Origin of the sequence: Hoeflea sp. Naph1 (assembly GCF_046837775.1) — a bacterium.
In the GTDB taxonomy this organism is placed as follows: Bacteria; Pseudomonadota; Alphaproteobacteria; order Rhizobiales; family Rhizobiaceae; genus Hoeflea.
This window is the reverse complement of sequence record NZ_CP177286.1, coordinates 4,317,387-4,331,682: the sequence shown is the minus strand read 5'-3', so window position 1 is coordinate 4,331,682 and position 14,296 is coordinate 4,317,387. Positions and strand designations below refer to the sequence as shown.

The 14,296-nt window shown below is 58.4% G+C and carries 12 protein-coding genes; 9 read left to right on the top strand and 3 right to left on the bottom strand.

The window, feature by feature from the left end:
• Nucleotides 1–215: 215 nt before the first annotated feature.
• Nucleotides 216–1,895: a sulfatase-like hydrolase/transferase gene (locus ACK6D9_RS20805; RefSeq protein WP_412049940.1), complete on the bottom strand. Its 1,680-nt coding sequence runs from the start codon at nucleotides 1,893–1,895 to the stop codon at nucleotides 216–218.
• Between the two features lie 240 nt (nucleotides 1,896–2,135).
• Here ACK6D9_RS20805 and ACK6D9_RS20800 point away from each other — a divergent pair, with 240 nt between their 5' ends.
• Complete coding sequence (locus tag ACK6D9_RS20800) at nucleotides 2,136–2,354, top strand: DUF1858 domain-containing protein (protein ID WP_322989976.1); 219 nt, start codon at nucleotides 2,136–2,138, stop codon at nucleotides 2,352–2,354.
• A 6-nt stretch (nucleotides 2,355–2,360) separates the two neighbouring features.
• On the opposite strand, the gene ACK6D9_RS20795 is transcribed toward ACK6D9_RS20800, so the two are convergent.
• Nucleotides 2,361–3,056, bottom strand: a complete 696-nt coding sequence (locus ACK6D9_RS20795) for a Crp/Fnr family transcriptional regulator (protein ID WP_412049939.1) — start codon at nucleotides 3,054–3,056, stop codon at nucleotides 2,361–2,363.
• A gap of 118 nt (nucleotides 3,057–3,174) precedes the next feature.
• On the opposite strand from ACK6D9_RS20795, the gene ACK6D9_RS20790 reads away from it, so the two are divergent.
• Nucleotides 3,175–4,365: an NnrS family protein gene (locus tag ACK6D9_RS20790; protein ID WP_412049938.1), complete on the top strand. Its 1,191-nt coding sequence runs from the start codon at nucleotides 3,175–3,177 to the stop codon at nucleotides 4,363–4,365.
• A gap of 31 nt (nucleotides 4,366–4,396) precedes the next feature.
• Here ACK6D9_RS20790 and ACK6D9_RS20785 read toward each other — a convergent pair whose 3' ends face one another.
• On the bottom strand, nucleotides 4,397–5,074 hold the full coding sequence (locus tag ACK6D9_RS20785) for an NnrU family protein (protein WP_412049937.1): 678 nt from the start codon (nucleotides 5,072–5,074) through the stop codon (nucleotides 4,397–4,399).
• Nucleotides 5,075–5,439: 365 nt separating this feature from the next.
• Between ACK6D9_RS20785 and ACK6D9_RS20780 the strand changes: the two genes are divergently transcribed.
• Genes ACK6D9_RS20780 through ACK6D9_RS20750 form a run of 7 tightly spaced genes read left to right on the top strand, consistent with a single transcriptional unit; the run spans nucleotide 5,440 to nucleotide 14,142 of the window.
• Complete coding sequence (locus tag ACK6D9_RS20780; RefSeq protein ID WP_412049936.1) at nucleotides 5,440–7,692, top strand: 4Fe-4S binding protein; 2,253 nt, start codon at nucleotides 5,440–5,442, stop codon at nucleotides 7,690–7,692.
• 13 nt (nucleotides 7,693–7,705) lie between these two features.
• Complete coding sequence (gene nosZ, locus ACK6D9_RS20775) at nucleotides 7,706–9,625, top strand: TAT-dependent nitrous-oxide reductase (RefSeq protein WP_267653928.1); 1,920 nt, start codon at nucleotides 7,706–7,708, stop codon at nucleotides 9,623–9,625.
• A gap of 12 nt (nucleotides 9,626–9,637) precedes the next feature.
• On the top strand, nucleotides 9,638–10,906 hold the full coding sequence (locus tag ACK6D9_RS20770; RefSeq protein WP_412049935.1) for a nitrous oxide reductase family maturation protein NosD: 1,269 nt from the start codon (nucleotides 9,638–9,640) through the stop codon (nucleotides 10,904–10,906).
• The gene (locus ACK6D9_RS20765; protein ID WP_322990685.1) at nucleotides 10,903–11,820 is read left to right on the top strand and encodes an ABC transporter ATP-binding protein; all 918 of its coding nucleotides are present in this window, start codon (nucleotides 10,903–10,905) and stop codon (nucleotides 11,818–11,820) included. The genes ACK6D9_RS20770 and ACK6D9_RS20765 overlap by 4 nt, the downstream gene beginning before the upstream one ends.
• The gene (locus ACK6D9_RS20760; protein WP_412051869.1) at nucleotides 11,820–12,653 is read left to right on the top strand and encodes an ABC transporter permease; all 834 of its coding nucleotides are present in this window, start codon (nucleotides 11,820–11,822) and stop codon (nucleotides 12,651–12,653) included. Before ACK6D9_RS20765 ends, ACK6D9_RS20760 begins: the two co-directional genes overlap by 1 nt.
• Complete coding sequence (locus tag ACK6D9_RS20755) at nucleotides 12,650–13,201, top strand: nitrous oxide reductase accessory protein NosL (protein WP_412049934.1); 552 nt, start codon at nucleotides 12,650–12,652, stop codon at nucleotides 13,199–13,201. Before ACK6D9_RS20760 ends, ACK6D9_RS20755 begins: the two co-directional genes overlap by 4 nt.
• Entirely contained in the window at nucleotides 13,198–14,142 is a 945-nt protein-coding gene (locus ACK6D9_RS20750) for an FAD:protein FMN transferase (RefSeq protein ID WP_412049933.1), read from the top strand. Before ACK6D9_RS20755 ends, ACK6D9_RS20750 begins: the two co-directional genes overlap by 4 nt.
• Nucleotides 14,143–14,296: the final 154 nt, after the last annotated feature.

Genomic DNA, 14,296 nt, shown 5'->3' with positions numbered 1-14,296 from the left:
GATCATCGGTTGTCGGCGTCAAAGATGCGCGATGCGCGCCAATGGGGCCAGCGAGAAAACCAGCAATGAACGAATTCACCACCAATATCCAGCATTTAAATCCATTAGATTGGCAGTTTTGTGCGTTTGGGTCGCAATTATCGCAATCCCTGGCATTGTTCGCAGAAGCGAATTTACAGTGACTACGCTTGAATATTCACGTGAATTTGCAGGTGTTACTCGACGACGAGATATCCCGAGGCGATACGTCGATTTAGATGCTGATCGACTGCAATTCGGTCCGTGCAATAGTAAAGCCGCCCGTTACAACGATCCCTGAGTGCTGCAAGATCGGCAAACATGGGTGATTCCCGCAAACCGGCGGCCTCCAGCAAAGAGACGCCGAGATAACCGATATCCAGATTGGCGAACTCGAATGGCCGCATGTCGACATTCAAGCCGTAGCCGTGAACCGTGAAAAAGGTCTGGTAGGCCGATGAGGACAGGTTATCGATGGCAAAATCAGGGTGCAGGCGGGTGATGAGATCACGTGTTGCGAAGGACTGATGGTCCCCGAATTCGAGGACGATGGAAGGCCGTTGCTTGCTGTCCGCCTCGGCCTGACCAAGGAACCAGCGGAAATCCTCTTGGGCCTGGTCAACCCGCCGAATATACTCGTCCAAATCGGAGCTGTCGGTTTCGATGTCTTCGACCGGTGAGGACAGGGCCAAGTGAGCAGAGTAGGGCGAATGCGCAAACATGGTCTGGACCTGAAGAAACAGCGGCCTGCCGTCGGTCTTGCGATGCTCCTCGATGAAGGCGCGGGCGGCCTCGTAATAGAACCTGTCATGGTGGGCATATTCACTGGCGCCAATGCGATCATAGTCGAGGATTTCGTCAACGCCGATCGACTTTAAAAATGGACCTTCATTGACGAAATTGTACTTCATCGGCATCAGCACAGCGGTCCGATAGCCGCAGCGCTTGAGTTCGGTGGCAAGCGAATAATTGACCCGGCCCTCCATCGCTGTGGTCAGATATGGGGCTTGCCAGCCGAAATCCAGGCTGGACAACCCGGTCAGGAACGAGAAGTTGGAAATCCAGGTTCCACCGCCGAATGTTTCAACCCGCAGGCCGTGGGATTTTCCATCGCCGGATTTGAATTGCTGCGAGAAGTGTTCGTCAATCCCGAACTCGCCGAGCCGGCTTAAGTCGCTCTGGCTTTCGCTGAGGACCACGAACAGATCCGGCTTGGATCCTGCTGTCTCGCACGTGTCAGAGGCGGCAAATGGTTTGGCGGCTGGCATTTTGGCGAATTTGTCGCCGATGCCGCGCCCGAGAGCGGCGTCCTTGATGTCGAGGAACGAGACGAAAAAGGCGGATGCGTTGAAACCGCCGAGATAATGGAAATATCGTGGTTCATCGGCCCTTAGCGGATAGCTCGCCGGGATCAGCGCGAAGGTGGCGGCCATCAACCCGGCCCGCCATGGCGCTGTTATCGCGCTCTTGCGATCCCAGATGAAGATCAGAGATAGCACCAGCACTGCGCACAACATCAACCCGGCAAACGGGACGATGTAAATGGTGAATTCATCAAGCAGAAAGGCGAACGCCTTGGGGTCGGTGCCGGTGAAGATCACGTCGTAGACATGAAGATCAAAACCTTTGGTACGGTACTTGAGAACCGAGGCAACGGAAATCAGCGTTGTCAGCGTGAGCGCAGTGTAGATCGAAAAATAGATCTTGCGGCTCAGAAGGAAGATCACGGTCGCCATGCCCATGACGGAAAACATGACGAATGGCATGTGGTTGATTGCCTGCTCGAGCAAATAGAGAAACGCCGTACACATCACCACGGCTACAACCGCGGGCACAGGATGGAGAAGCAGTTTCTTGATTTTTGCTGTCAGCATCATGCCGAGCACTCCGGGTTGGACGCTTGAAAAATGCATTCTTTCGGGGGGCAAGCAAACGCAATGAAAAATTAACCCTAACGGCCGCGCAGACGTTCGGATCCGGAGTGTAACGACTGCTGCCTTTCTTGAAGCCATCCGTCCTAACTGCGCTGTCAGTGCCAATTCGAAGTTGATTGCGTTGGATCAAACTGGACCCGGCCAAGCCTGCTAACCTTAGGTTTGAGCGACTTGGGAACCTTGATGGGCAGGCAGGACATAACACTCGACACGCCAATGGATGTGGTGATGAACCGCTATCCGCAGACGATTGCCGTGTTGCTGGCATTGAAGATGCATTGCGTCGGGTGCGTTTTGAGTTCGTTTCACAACGTTGGTGATGCTGCGCGTGAGCATTCGCGCGATGCCGAGGCGCTGCTCGAACTGCTCAATTCCGCTATCGCGCCCGCTGACGAGAGTTGAGCCGTTTCAACTGCGCGCCGTTGCCAGCATCATCAACTCGTGTCCTTCAATCAGCGTAATCCGCTGGCGACCACTCTTGATCCAGCCCTTGGATTCCCAACCGCTGAGAAGGCGGGAAACTGTGTGGAGCGTGGTTCCGGTCATCTCGGAAATGTCCTGACGGGAAATCAGGAAGTCGATCAGGATCCCATCCTCGGTCTTGCGTCCGGTTTGCCTGGCGAGATTGAGAACGGCGTTGGCAACCCTTTGTTCGACCCGCTCGGTGGCAAGTTCGACAACGCGGTCCTGGGTGCCGATCAGCCGTTCACCGACCAGTGCATAGGTATTGGTCGCAAAACCCGGGTGGGTCGCAACGATGTCATCCCAGGTGGACGAAGGCCAGGCCAGCAGAACACAATCGGCAGCCGCCACCGCGTTTGCCGGGTAGGTTTCGCGGCCGAGCGCCTTGGCAATTCCCAGCAATTCGCCGGCGGCGATATAGCGGATGATGACCTGTTCGCCATCCGGCGTCACCTTGACCACGCGGACAAAACCGTCAAGAAGCAAAAAGAACGAATCTGCCTTTTCGGCCTCCCTGAAAATATGCGAAGCCTTCGGGTGCCGGATGGAGACGGCCTTGGCAAGCATGCCCTCCAGAGATTGGCGATCCATACCCGAAAAAGGCGGCAGATCGGCAATGAGGGAAGGATCGAGACGGCTCAATGGTTTTCTCCAGTTTGCGACAATGCAAAGACCCCGCGAGCGAAACTGTTAGGGACATAGCCGCGCCAACGCAACCCAAAGGTGGCGGCGCGCGAAATTAACGAATGTGGATCTGATCATGGCAATTCCTCGAACCCGCGACTACGCCGGCCCGGCACTTCTGAGTTACGGTTTTCGCCCGTTTTTCCTGTTTGGCGCGCTCTATTCGGGGCTGTCAATTCTGCTGTGGCTGCCGCAGTTTTATGGCGAGTTGAGTCTTTCGACATTGTTTGCGCCCACCGATTGGCACGTCCACGAGCTGTATTTCGGTTTTCTGCCGGCGATTGTCACTGGATTCCTGTTTACAGCAGTTCCGAACTGGACCGGACGGATGCCGCTGCAGGGCAACGGTTTGCTTGTGCTCGTGCTGATCTGGCTGGCTGGACGACTTGCGGTGACATTCTCGTCGTACATAGGCTGGCAGGCGGCACTGGCCATTGACGTGTCGTTTCTGATCGCCGTGGCGATGGTAATTGCCCGCGAAATCATTGCCGGCGCAAACTGGCGAAATCTGAAAGTGCTGCTGCCGCTGCTGGTGTTGACATTGGCCAATATCGCCTTTCACCTGGAAGCGCATTTTGAAGGCGTTTCCGATTACAGCCGTCGGCTGGCTGCACTGGCCGCAATCAGCCTGATCATGCTGATTGGCGGGCGGGTGATCCCGAGCTTTACCCGGAACTGGCTGGTGCGGGAAAACCCGGGGCGTTTACCGGCAGCGTTCTCGCGTTTTGACGTTGTCTCGATTGCCGTCGGGGTCCTGGCCCTTGGGTTCTGGACGGCGGCGCCGGAATCGATGGTGACTGCGGCAACTATGGCGGTTGCGGCCCTGTTGCAATTGCTCCGGGTGGGGCGTTGGGCGGGCGAGCGCGCACTGCGTGATCCGCTGGTCTGGATCCTGCATGTGGGCTACTTTTTTGTGCCGGTCGGCTTTGCCCTGATCGCAGCGGCCATTCTCTGGCCAGACCATGTTTCGCAGGTGGCTGGCGTGCACGCGCTCAGCGTCGGCGCGGTTGGCGTGATGACTTTGGCGATGATGGTGCGTTCCTCGCTTGGGCATACCGGGCAGGCATTGCAGGCAGGCCGCTCCGGTGTCTTCATTTTCGTATCGGTGCTGGTCGCGGCTGTTGTTCGCATTCTTGCGACCATGACCGATAGCCAGACGCTTGCGCTGCATGTCGCAGCTTTTGCCTGGATGGCGGCGTTTGGCGGTTTCGGGGTGATTTTTGCGCCGGCGCTGCTGAGACGACGCAGATCGAAAGCCGAACGCTGACGCGTGCGTTGGTACAAGCTGCTGCAGCGCGTCAGAAAACCGCCAATGGCGAAACGCCGATTACTGCCGGGTGCAAAAGAAGAAGCACGGCAAATAGAGCGACGCCGGCCAGGGTTCTGACAACGAACCGGTCCCGGGCAAAGCTTTGCAGCAGCGGCGCCTGGCGCACGCTGGCAGACAAGGCGTCGTACTCCGCCGCGCCGAGCAGCCGCCTGTTGCGGCGGTCCAGCAACCGCATTCCAAGTAGCGAGAAGGAGGCAAACACGCCAAACAGGATGACGTGGGCCAGATCCCCATTGGGCAGCATGTGCGAGCCTGCCCACAACAAGAATCCCACCAGCAACGGGTGCCGGTGCACGCGCACGATACCGGCATGCGCAGGGTCGAAGCGGGATCCGGTCGTGCCACCGAATGAAAATGGGTTGGGTCGCCCGAGCGTGAAGGCGATGATGAAGCAGACCGCCAGCATGACAATCAATGTCACGCTGAACTGCCAGGGTGCAGGGCTCCAAAGCTCGACATAAGGCGCCCGCGCGGCGGCGTAAATCAACCAGCCCAGCGCAAATATAGACACACAGGAATACAGCACGGTAAAGGCGCGGCGGCCGATGCGTTTGACGATCTGGGCTTTTACCGGCGGTCGCACCGGCACGCTGTGCAGCACGAAGAAAGCCACGAAGGCGATTGCGAATTCATACCAGCTAGTCATCTGTTCCTCTATTCGGTAGGGTGACGCACCTGCTCCAAATGCCAACGGAGATTCTGTTGGATTGACTGAGGTTGCCCGCGCCCGAAGGCGATACGCCAGAATATCCGGTGAGTTTCAGTACCATTAGCCTTGGCTTTCCAATTCCGTCGGTGACCGCCTGTTCCCGTTGAAATGATTGATCCTGATATCGTTTCGACAATCGGGTGAGCGGTGATTCCATAATGTCCGCCTGCCGTTTCAGGGTATCATCACAAAAATACAGATATATGCAATGCAACATTTTTTCGCAGGGGTTGAGCTAGATCAAAGAGCCACTGAGCGTGCCCCCCTAAGTTCCCTTTGTGAATAATCGGATGAACTGAAACATGATGAGCAAACCGGGCCGCGGCCATAGTTGGATTATTTCATTGTTCGCGTTGATCGCCAGCCTGGTGCTTGGCGTGGGTGGCGCGCAGGCCGAGCCGCTGGTCATGAAATTCCTGGACGAAGTCAGTGTCGGGGAAATCGTCCCTGGCGCTACCGAGTATGGCGAGCTTCGCAGCGATATTCCCGTGGTCGAGGCGCTGAAGGACGGCCAGGTTCTGGGCTATGTGTTCCTGACTTCGGACTTTGTGACGACCACCGGCTATTCGGGAAAACCGATTCACACGCTGATGGGGGTTGATCCGGAAGCGCAGGTCACGGGTGTCCGCCTGGTCAAGCATTCCGAACCGATCGTGCTCGTCGGTATTCCCGAAGCGAAAATCAAAGCGGTCACGGAAAAATATGCCGGGCTCGACCTTATCGCAGAGGCGGAAGCCGGCGGTTCGGCGCATGATCTCGATATTGTCTCTGGCGCCACCGTGACCATCATCGTCATTGACGATTCTATTGTCCGCGCCGGCCTGAAAGTGGCACGCGCGCTGGGGCTCGGTTCGCTTGAGCCGGAACTGGCAAGCAGCGGCCCGACCAAGGCGTTGCTCATGCCGACAGGCGACGATGTGCCCGTTTCCGACTGGCAGACTCTGGCTGGCGACGGCTCCATCCGCAGCCTTCGGCTCGACGTCGGACAGGTCAATGCGGCGTTTGAAGAGACCGGCGATCCGCGCGCCATCAAGCGTGCCGAAAAGGGCGACCCGGACGCCACCTTCATCGACATGCAGATGGCGCTGGTCAGCGCGCCTGAAATCGGTCGCACGCTTCTTGGTGACAGCGAATACGCAAATCTGCTCGAATGGCTCGACGAGGGCGAACAGGCCATTCTGGTGGTTGGCCGCGGCAAATATTCCTTCAAGGGCTCGGGCTATGTTCGCGGTGGGATCTTTGACCGCATGCATCTGATCCAGGGCGATACGGCCGTCCGGTTTCATGACAAGCAGCACAGACGGCTTGGCAAGCTGGCGCCCGAAGATGCGCCATCCTTCACCGAACTTGATATCTTCAAGGTCAAGGCCGAAAGCGGATTTGACCCGGCCGAGCCGTTCCGCCTGCAATTGCTGGTGCAGCGTGCCGTCGGCGCCATCGACAAGGCGTTCATCACTTTCGATCTGGGCTACCGGATTCCCGATCGCTACACCGAAAAGCTGGCTGCCGCCGCTCCGGAGGTCAACAATGCGCAGATCCAGAGCGATGTGGCTGTCTCCGACACCAGCGAACTGAGCCATTTGTGGAAGCGGATCTGGATCCAGAAACGCGTTGAAGTGGTCGTGCTGGTGGCCGCTCTCATCCTTCTGACCGGGGTGTTCTTCTTTCAGATGCAGGTGACGAAGTATGAGCGCTTCACCTACTGGTTCCGCATCGGCTTCCTGACCTTCACGCTTGTGGGTCTTGGCTGGTACGCCAATGGGCAATTGTCGGTGGTCAACGTGCTGGCGTTCTTCTCGGCGGTGACGACCGGCTTTTCATGGAACGCCTTCCTGATGGACCCGCTGGTCTTCATCCTCTGGTTCTCGGTGGCGGCGTCGCTGCTGTTCTGGGGGCGCGGTGTGTACTGCGGCTGGCTGTGCCCGTTCGGTGCGCTGCAGGAACTGACCAACAAGATCGCCCGCTTTTTCAAGATCCCGCAATACACCCTTCCCTGGGGCCTGCATGAGCGGCTGTGGCCGATCAAGTACATGATCTTCCTCGGTCTGTTCGGCCTGTCTCTCTATTCGCTGGAAATGGCCGAGCGCTATGCGGAGATTGAACCCTTCAAGACAGCGATCATCCTGAAATTCCAGCGCGGCTGGCCCTACATCCTGTTCGTGGTGGTGCTGCTTGGCGCTGGCCTGTTCATCGAGCGGTTCTATTGTCGTTACCTGTGCCCGCTCGGCGCGGCACTGGCGATCCCGGCGCGGCTGAGGATGTTCGACTGGCTCAAGCGCTACAAGGAATGCGGTGATCCGTGCCAGCGCTGTGCCAAGGAGTGCATGGTCCAGGCGATCCATCCTGAAGGCAATATCAACCCCAACGAATGCCTGCAGTGCCTGCACTGCCAGGTGCTCTACCAGAGCGACACCAAGTGCCCGGTGTGCATCAAGAAAGCCACCAAGCGCGAAAAATTCCTCAAGCAAAACAATATGAGTCCGACGACGCCGAAATCCGGCGGATCAGGGCAGCCGCTTGTGGGGACGACCACGACGTCTCAGTCAACAACCTGAAAGGAACTAGCAAATGTCAGGTGAAGAAACAAAACGGAAAGGCCTTTCCCGGCGCAATCTCATGGCTGCCACGGCCGGCGGAGCTTTTGTCGCAGGATCGGGCATGGGCTCAAACTTGCTGAGCGGTGCGCTTGTCAGCAAGGCGCATGCCGCGACGCCGAAATTGCACTTCGAACCCGGTGAGCTCGACCCCTATTACGGCTTCTGGTCTTCGGGCCAGACCGGCGAGATGCGCATTCTCGGTTTCCCTTCAATGCGCGAGTTGATGCGGGTTCCGGTGTTCAACCGTTGCTCGGCCACCGGCTGGGGCCAGACCAATGAGAGCCTGAAAGTGCTCACCGAAGGCCTGACCGAGGAAACCAAGGAGTTTCTCGCGGCCAAGGGCATGAAGACTTATGACAATGGTGACCTTCACCATCCGCATATGTCTTTCACCGACGGTACCTATGACGGTCGTTACCTGTTCATGCAGGACAAGGCCAACACCCGCGTCGCCCGCGTCCGCTGCGACGTGATGAAATGCGACAAGATCATCGAGATCCCGAACGCGCAGGACATCCACGGCATGCGGCCGCAGAAGTTCCCGCGGACCGGCTACGTCTTCGCCAATGGCGAGCATGAAGCACCGCTGGTCAATGACGGCACCATTCTGGACGACCCGTCGCAGTACGTGAATATCTTCACCGCCATTGACGGCGACGAGATGAAGGTATCCTGGCAGGTCATCGTGTCGGGCAACCTCGACAACACCGACTGCGACTATCAGGGCAAATATGCCTTCTCGACCAGCTACAACTCGGAAATGGGCATGAACCTTGCCGAAATGACCGAGAGCGAACTCGACCATGTGGTGGTGTTCAACATCAAGGCTATTGAAGAAGGCGTTGCTGCCGGCGACGTGCAGGTGCTCAACGGCGTGCCGGTCATCGACGGCCGCAAGGGACAGAACAAGAAGTACACCCGCTACATTCCGATCCCCAACAGCCCGCATGGTGTCAACACCGCGCCTGACGGCGTTCACATCATGATCAACGGCAAATTGTCGCCGACGGTTTCGGTGATTGATGTGACCAAGGTCGATGCACTGTTCGAAGAAGACGCTGATCCGCGGTCTTGCATTGTTGCCGAACCGGAACTCGGACTTGGGCCGCTTCACACCGCGTTCGATGGCAAGGGCTTTGCCTATACGACGCTGTTCCTCGACAGCCAGATGGTGAAGTGGGATATCGCCAAGGCTATCCGCGCCTTCGCCGGTGAGGATGTCGATCCGATCGTCTCCAAGGTCGATGTGCATTATCAGCCGGGCCACAACCACACCACCATGGGTGAAACCAAGGAGGCGGACGGTGCGTGGCTGATCTCGCTCAACAAGTTCTCCAAGGACCGGTTCCTCAATGTTGGCCCGCTGAAGCCGGAAAACGAACAGATCATCGATATCTCGACCGACGAGATGAAGGTCGTGCACGATGGACCGACCTTTGCCGAACCGCATGACGTCTGTCTGGTGCGTGCGGACATCGTCAACCCGGTCAATGTCTGGTCGCGCGACGATACGATGTTTGCCGATGCCGTTGCCCAGGCGAAAGCCGATGGAGTCGACCTCGAATATGATGACGTTGTCATCGAGGACGGCGACAAGGTTCGCGTCTACATGACTTCGGTTGCCCCGCAGTTCGGCCTTGAGAAATTCACGGTCAAGCAGGGACAGGAAGTCACGGTTTATGTCACCAACCTTGATGATGTGGATGACGTGACCCACGGGTTCTCCATATCCAACTACGGCGTTGCGATGGAAGTGGCGCCACAGGCGACCGCGTCGGTCACATTCACGGCGAACCGTCCAGGCGTTCACTGGTTCTACTGCCAGTGGTTCTGCCATGCCCTGCACATGGAAATGCGCGGACGCATGCTTGTCGAACCACGCAAGGCCTGAGGCTAACCGACCATGAACCTGACCGCCCGCACATTTGCAGTGCTGCTTGGAACCACGCTCCTCGCGGGGATGGCGCATGCCGCCGATCTCCGCGTCGAGCCGGGTCCGGATGCACTGGTGCGGGCGGTCGAACTGGCCCAGCCGGGCGACCGTCTGCTTTTGGAAGCGGGGACCTATCAGGGCGGACTTGTCCTGACGAAGGCGCTTGAAATTGACGGCAAAGGCAAGGCGCATGTGGTTGGCACGGGCACCGGCTCGGTGATCACCATTGATGCGCCAGACGTGATTATCAAAGGCCTGAAACTGACCGGCTCCGGCACGTCGCACCAGACCATCGACAGCGGCGTGCAGATGACCAAGAAAGCTCTCCGCGCCATCGTTCGCAACAATCAGATCGAAGACAATCTCTATGGTGTCGACATCCATGGCGCACGCGATGCGCTTGTCGAAGACAATACCATCATTGGCGGCGACGACAGGCTGATGAACCGACGTGGCAACGGCGTCTATGTCTGGAACGCACCGGGCGCCAAGGTGACCGGCAACACGATCCGCCAGGGCAGGGATGGCATTTTCGTCAATACCAGCCGCAAGAATACCTTCACCAACAATCGCTTCGAAAAGCTACGTTTTGCCATTCACTACATGAATGCCGATGACAGCGACGTTTCCGGCAACGTTTCTATTGGCAACCATCTTGGTTACGCCATCATGTTTTCAAAGCGCGTGACCATGCGCGACAACATCTCGCTTGATGATCGTGATCACGGGATCATGCTCAACTATGCCAATAATGCGGTGATCGAGGGCAATGCCGTTGTCGGCGGCGGCGAAAAATGTCTGTTTGTCTACAACGCCAACAAGAACCTGATCAAAGACAACCGCATCGAAGGTTGCGAAATCGGCATTCACTTTACCGGTGGCTCGGCACGCAATGCGATTACAGGCAATGCCTTTGTCGGCAATCGCACCCAGATCAAGTTTGTCAGCACCAAGGATCACACCTGGTCGGGCAATTACTGGAGCGATCACGCTGCCTATGACGTCAACGGGGATGGCATCGCCGACCAGGCGTTTCGGCCCAATGATGCGATGGATCGGGTATTGTGGACCCAGCCTTCGGCCAAACTGCTGCTCGGCAGCCCCGCAGTACAGCTTGTGCGCTGGGCGCAGAGTGAATTTCCGGCGTTGCTGCCGGGCGGAATTGTCGACGACAAGCCGCTGATGAAACCGCATGACCTGCCGGAAACGGCACGCAACTGGAAGGCAGCCCGGCAATGAGCGAGGTCCTCAAGGCTCGTGATGTCTGCATGAAGTTCAAGGCTGTAACCGCCTTGACCAATGTCAGCATCGACGTGGCGCCCGGAGAACAAGTGGCGTTGCTGGGGCACAATGGCGCCGGCAAGACCACATTGTTCCGCATTGTGCTGGGGTTCATCAAACCCACCAGCGGTACGCTTTCGATCGCCGGCCACGCCCCCGGTAGCGATGCCGCGCGGCGGGTGGTCTCCTATCTGCCGGAACAGGTGGCGTTTCCGAAAATGCTGACCGGCAGGGAAATCGTTCGCTTCTATGCGAGCCTCAAGGGCGCAGCATCGGATGCGGTGCAGGATGTGTTGAAGAAGGTCGATCTGGTTGAAGCAGCCGACCGGCGGGTGGAAACCTATTCGAAGGGCATGCGCCAGCGCCTCGGCCTGGCGCAGGCGCTGGTCGGGCGGCCTGGACTGTTGTTGCTTGACGAGCCGACCTCGGGTCTCGACCCGATTTCGCGGCAGCACTTCTATGAGCTGATCGCCGAGGTTGCCGGCAATGGCGGCTCGGTGCTGCTGTCGTCGCATGGCCTGAGCGAACTTGAAGCCAAAACCGACCGCGTTGCCATTCTGCGCAAGGGTGAGCTGGTGGCCAATGGGCCGCTGTCGACGCTGCAGGCGGAGGCGGATCTGCCAATCCGGATCCGGGTTCGCGCCGCCGCAAACGCGCTTGACGAAGTGTTCGAGCGGATTGGCGGCAAGCGCGTCAACGGTGCTTCGGTGGAGATCATGTGCCCGAGAAACGGCAAGATGGCCGCGCTGTCAAAGATCAATGACCTCGGAGCACGGGTGGAAGATGTGGATGTGACGCCGCCGTCGCTGGATGAGATCTATCGGTATTTCTCCAAATTCGACATTGGCCCCAACCAGGGGAGTGCTGCGTGATGCACGGCATCTCGACTATTGCCGCGACCGAAATCCGGATTGGCCTGCGCAACCGCTGGATCATCCTGTCATCGCTGATCTTGCTAGTTTTTGCGCTTATTCTGGTGCTTATCGGCAGCGCCCCGACCGGCGAGATCAAGACCAATGCGGTTACCGTGGTGGTCGCCAGTCTCTCGACTTTGTCGGTTTATCTGGTGCCGCTGATCGCACTGTTGCTGTCGTTTGACGCCATTGCCGGCGAGATCGATCGCGGCACCTTGCAACTGGTGCTGGCGAGCCCGGTCTCGCGGGGCACGGTGCTGCTGGGCAAATTTATCGGCCATGTAACGGTTCTGAGCATTGCCGTGATAATCGGTTATGGCATCGCCGGTCTGGTCGCTTTTTACGCAGGCGGCGGCGGCGATTGGAGCGCACTTGTCGATGTTGCCCGGCTTATTGTCAGCAGCATTGTGCTGGGTGCGACCTTTATCGCCATCGGCTACATCGCCAGCGCCAGCGTGCGGCAAACCGGCACCGCTGCAGCGCTGGCGGTAGCCATCTGGCTGTTTGCGGTGGTGCTGTATGATCTGGCACTGCTCGGCGGTCTTCTGGCGAGCCAGGACGGCGTTTTTGCGCGAACCCTGTTTCCCTGGCTGCTGGTACTCAACCCGGCCGATGCATTCAGGCTTTACAACATGAACGCGATCGATGCGGCCGCCATGGGCAGCAATCTGGGGGGCGGCATGGGATCGGCCACGCCGCTTTCGGGCCTCGCGGTGATGATCAGCCCCGTGGTCTGGGCGATGCTGGCGCTGGGTCTGTCAACGCTTGTGATGCACAGGATTCGACCATGAAGATTGTTCTCAAACTTATCGCTTTTGTCGTGGTGATGCTCTCGATCTCCGCCTGCAGCGAGGAGCAAGCCGAGGTGGCTGTGCCGCAGCCGGTGGCGCTGTCGGAGGAAGCCGTCGGTCATTACTGCAACATGACGGTGCTGGAACACACCGGGCCCAAGGCGCAGATCTTCCTGGCCAACAATCCACATCCGATCTGGTTCAGCCAGGTGCGTGATGCCATCGCCTATATCCGCTCGCCCGAAGAGCTTTCCGAGGCGGTCGTTGTCTATGTCAACGACATGGGCAAGGCGAAGAACTGGGACTTTCCGGAAGAGGATACCTGGATTGACGCCAGCCATGCCTGGTTCGTGATCGGCTCGCGCAAGACCGGCGGCATGGGAACACCTGAGGTGATACCATTTGGCACCGAGGCCGTCGCCAACGCGTTTGCGGATGAAAACGGCGGCACGGTGGTTCAATTGGCTGAAATTCCCGACGCCTATGTACTTGGTCCTACCGGGCTCGATGATGACCCAGCCAATTTGATTACAGGAGCAATCCAATGAGCCTGACCCGTCGTCGCTTCATTACCATCACTGCGGGCTGTCTGCTGACGGCACGCACGGCAGGTGCTGCCAATATGGGCGCGCGCTGGCAAGGCGTTGCGCTCGGTGCTCACGCTGACCTTCGATTGGTCGGCTTGCCCGCGCAGGAGGCCGAGAGTCTTATTGCCTTGGCGCGGGCTGAAATCGAGCGACTTGAGCAACTGTTCAGCCTTTATCGCGACGATAGCGCGCTGGTCCGGCTCAACGCGATAGGCATGCTTGATGGACCGAGCGCCGATCTGCTGGAACTGTGTTCGCATGTGTCATCCATCCACGCGGTCAGTGACGGGCTGTTTGATCCCACCATCCAGCCGCTGTGGTCAGCCTATGCACGCGGCAACGGTGTGATTGACAAAAACGCATTGAAGGCCGCCCGCGCTGTAGTCGGTTGGGACAAGGTGGAGGTCTCTGCGGGGCGGATCCGTCTCCGCCCGGGCGCAGCGCTAACCTTTAATGGCATCGCCCAGGGGTTCATTACCGACAAGGTCGTCGGCCTTCTCAAGTCTCAAGGGCTTGAGGCGGGGCTTGTCTCTGTGGGCGAGATTGCCGCGGTCGGTGCGTCTCCGTCAGGCGATGGCTGGGAAGTGGGGTTGGCCGAACATGAAGATGACGCCGCCCGCACATCGATCCGCTTGCGCGACCAGGCGGTTGCGACCTCGAGTCCCCGAGGGACACTGATCGGGGAAGGCCAGTCCGGCCATATTCTCAATCCCCGGACCGGTGAGCCGGCTGCCAGCAACTGGAGCCGTGTCAGCGTGGTACACCGACTGGCGGCTGTCGCTGACGGTCTTTCGACCGCCGCGGTGTTGATGAGCGAGGAAGAAGTGCGGCGCCTCGCAGGCGAGATTTCGGGCGCCTCGTTCATTGTGGCAACGCCTTCGGGGGGCGAATTCTCAATTTAATCCTAGCGCGGTGCTTGGCAGCGGTGGCGCTAATCCTGTCATCAGGACGGCCGCATGTCGGCCAACTGGTGCAGTGCTTGCGGCTGTGTCGGCGGGTAAAAGCGATGAGGCTGCATTGGCAATTATCCGGCTAATCGATCAAAAAAAGCCCGAA

Bases quoted from the DNA above. Each gene is read 5' to 3' on its own strand.
- ACK6D9_RS20805 (WP_412049940.1), bottom strand. From the start codon at position 1,895: ATGATGCTGACAGCAAAAATCAAGAAACTGCTTCTCCATCCTGTGCCC.
- ACK6D9_RS20800 (WP_322989976.1), top strand. From the start codon at position 2,136: ATGGGCAGGCAGGACATAACACTCGACACGCCAATGGATGTGGTGATG.
- ACK6D9_RS20790 (WP_412049938.1), top strand. From the start codon at position 3,175: ATGGCAATTCCTCGAACCCGCGACTACGCCGGCCCGGCACTTCTGAGT.
- ACK6D9_RS20785 (WP_412049937.1), bottom strand. From the start codon at position 5,074: ATGACTAGCTGGTATGAATTCGCAATCGCCTTCGTGGCTTTCTTCGTG.
- ACK6D9_RS20780 (WP_412049936.1), top strand. From the start codon at position 5,440: ATGATGAGCAAACCGGGCCGCGGCCATAGTTGGATTATTTCATTGTTC.
- nosZ (WP_267653928.1), top strand. From the start codon at position 7,706: ATGTCAGGTGAAGAAACAAAACGGAAAGGCCTTTCCCGGCGCAATCTC.
- ACK6D9_RS20770 (WP_412049935.1), top strand. From the start codon at position 9,638: ATGAACCTGACCGCCCGCACATTTGCAGTGCTGCTTGGAACCACGCTC.
- ACK6D9_RS20765 (WP_322990685.1), top strand. From the start codon at position 10,903: ATGAGCGAGGTCCTCAAGGCTCGTGATGTCTGCATGAAGTTCAAGGCT.
- ACK6D9_RS20760 (WP_412051869.1), top strand. From the start codon at position 11,820: ATGCACGGCATCTCGACTATTGCCGCGACCGAAATCCGGATTGGCCTG.
- ACK6D9_RS20755 (WP_412049934.1), top strand. From the start codon at position 12,650: ATGAAGATTGTTCTCAAACTTATCGCTTTTGTCGTGGTGATGCTCTCG.
- ACK6D9_RS20750 (WP_412049933.1), top strand. From the start codon at position 13,198: ATGAGCCTGACCCGTCGTCGCTTCATTACCATCACTGCGGGCTGTCTG.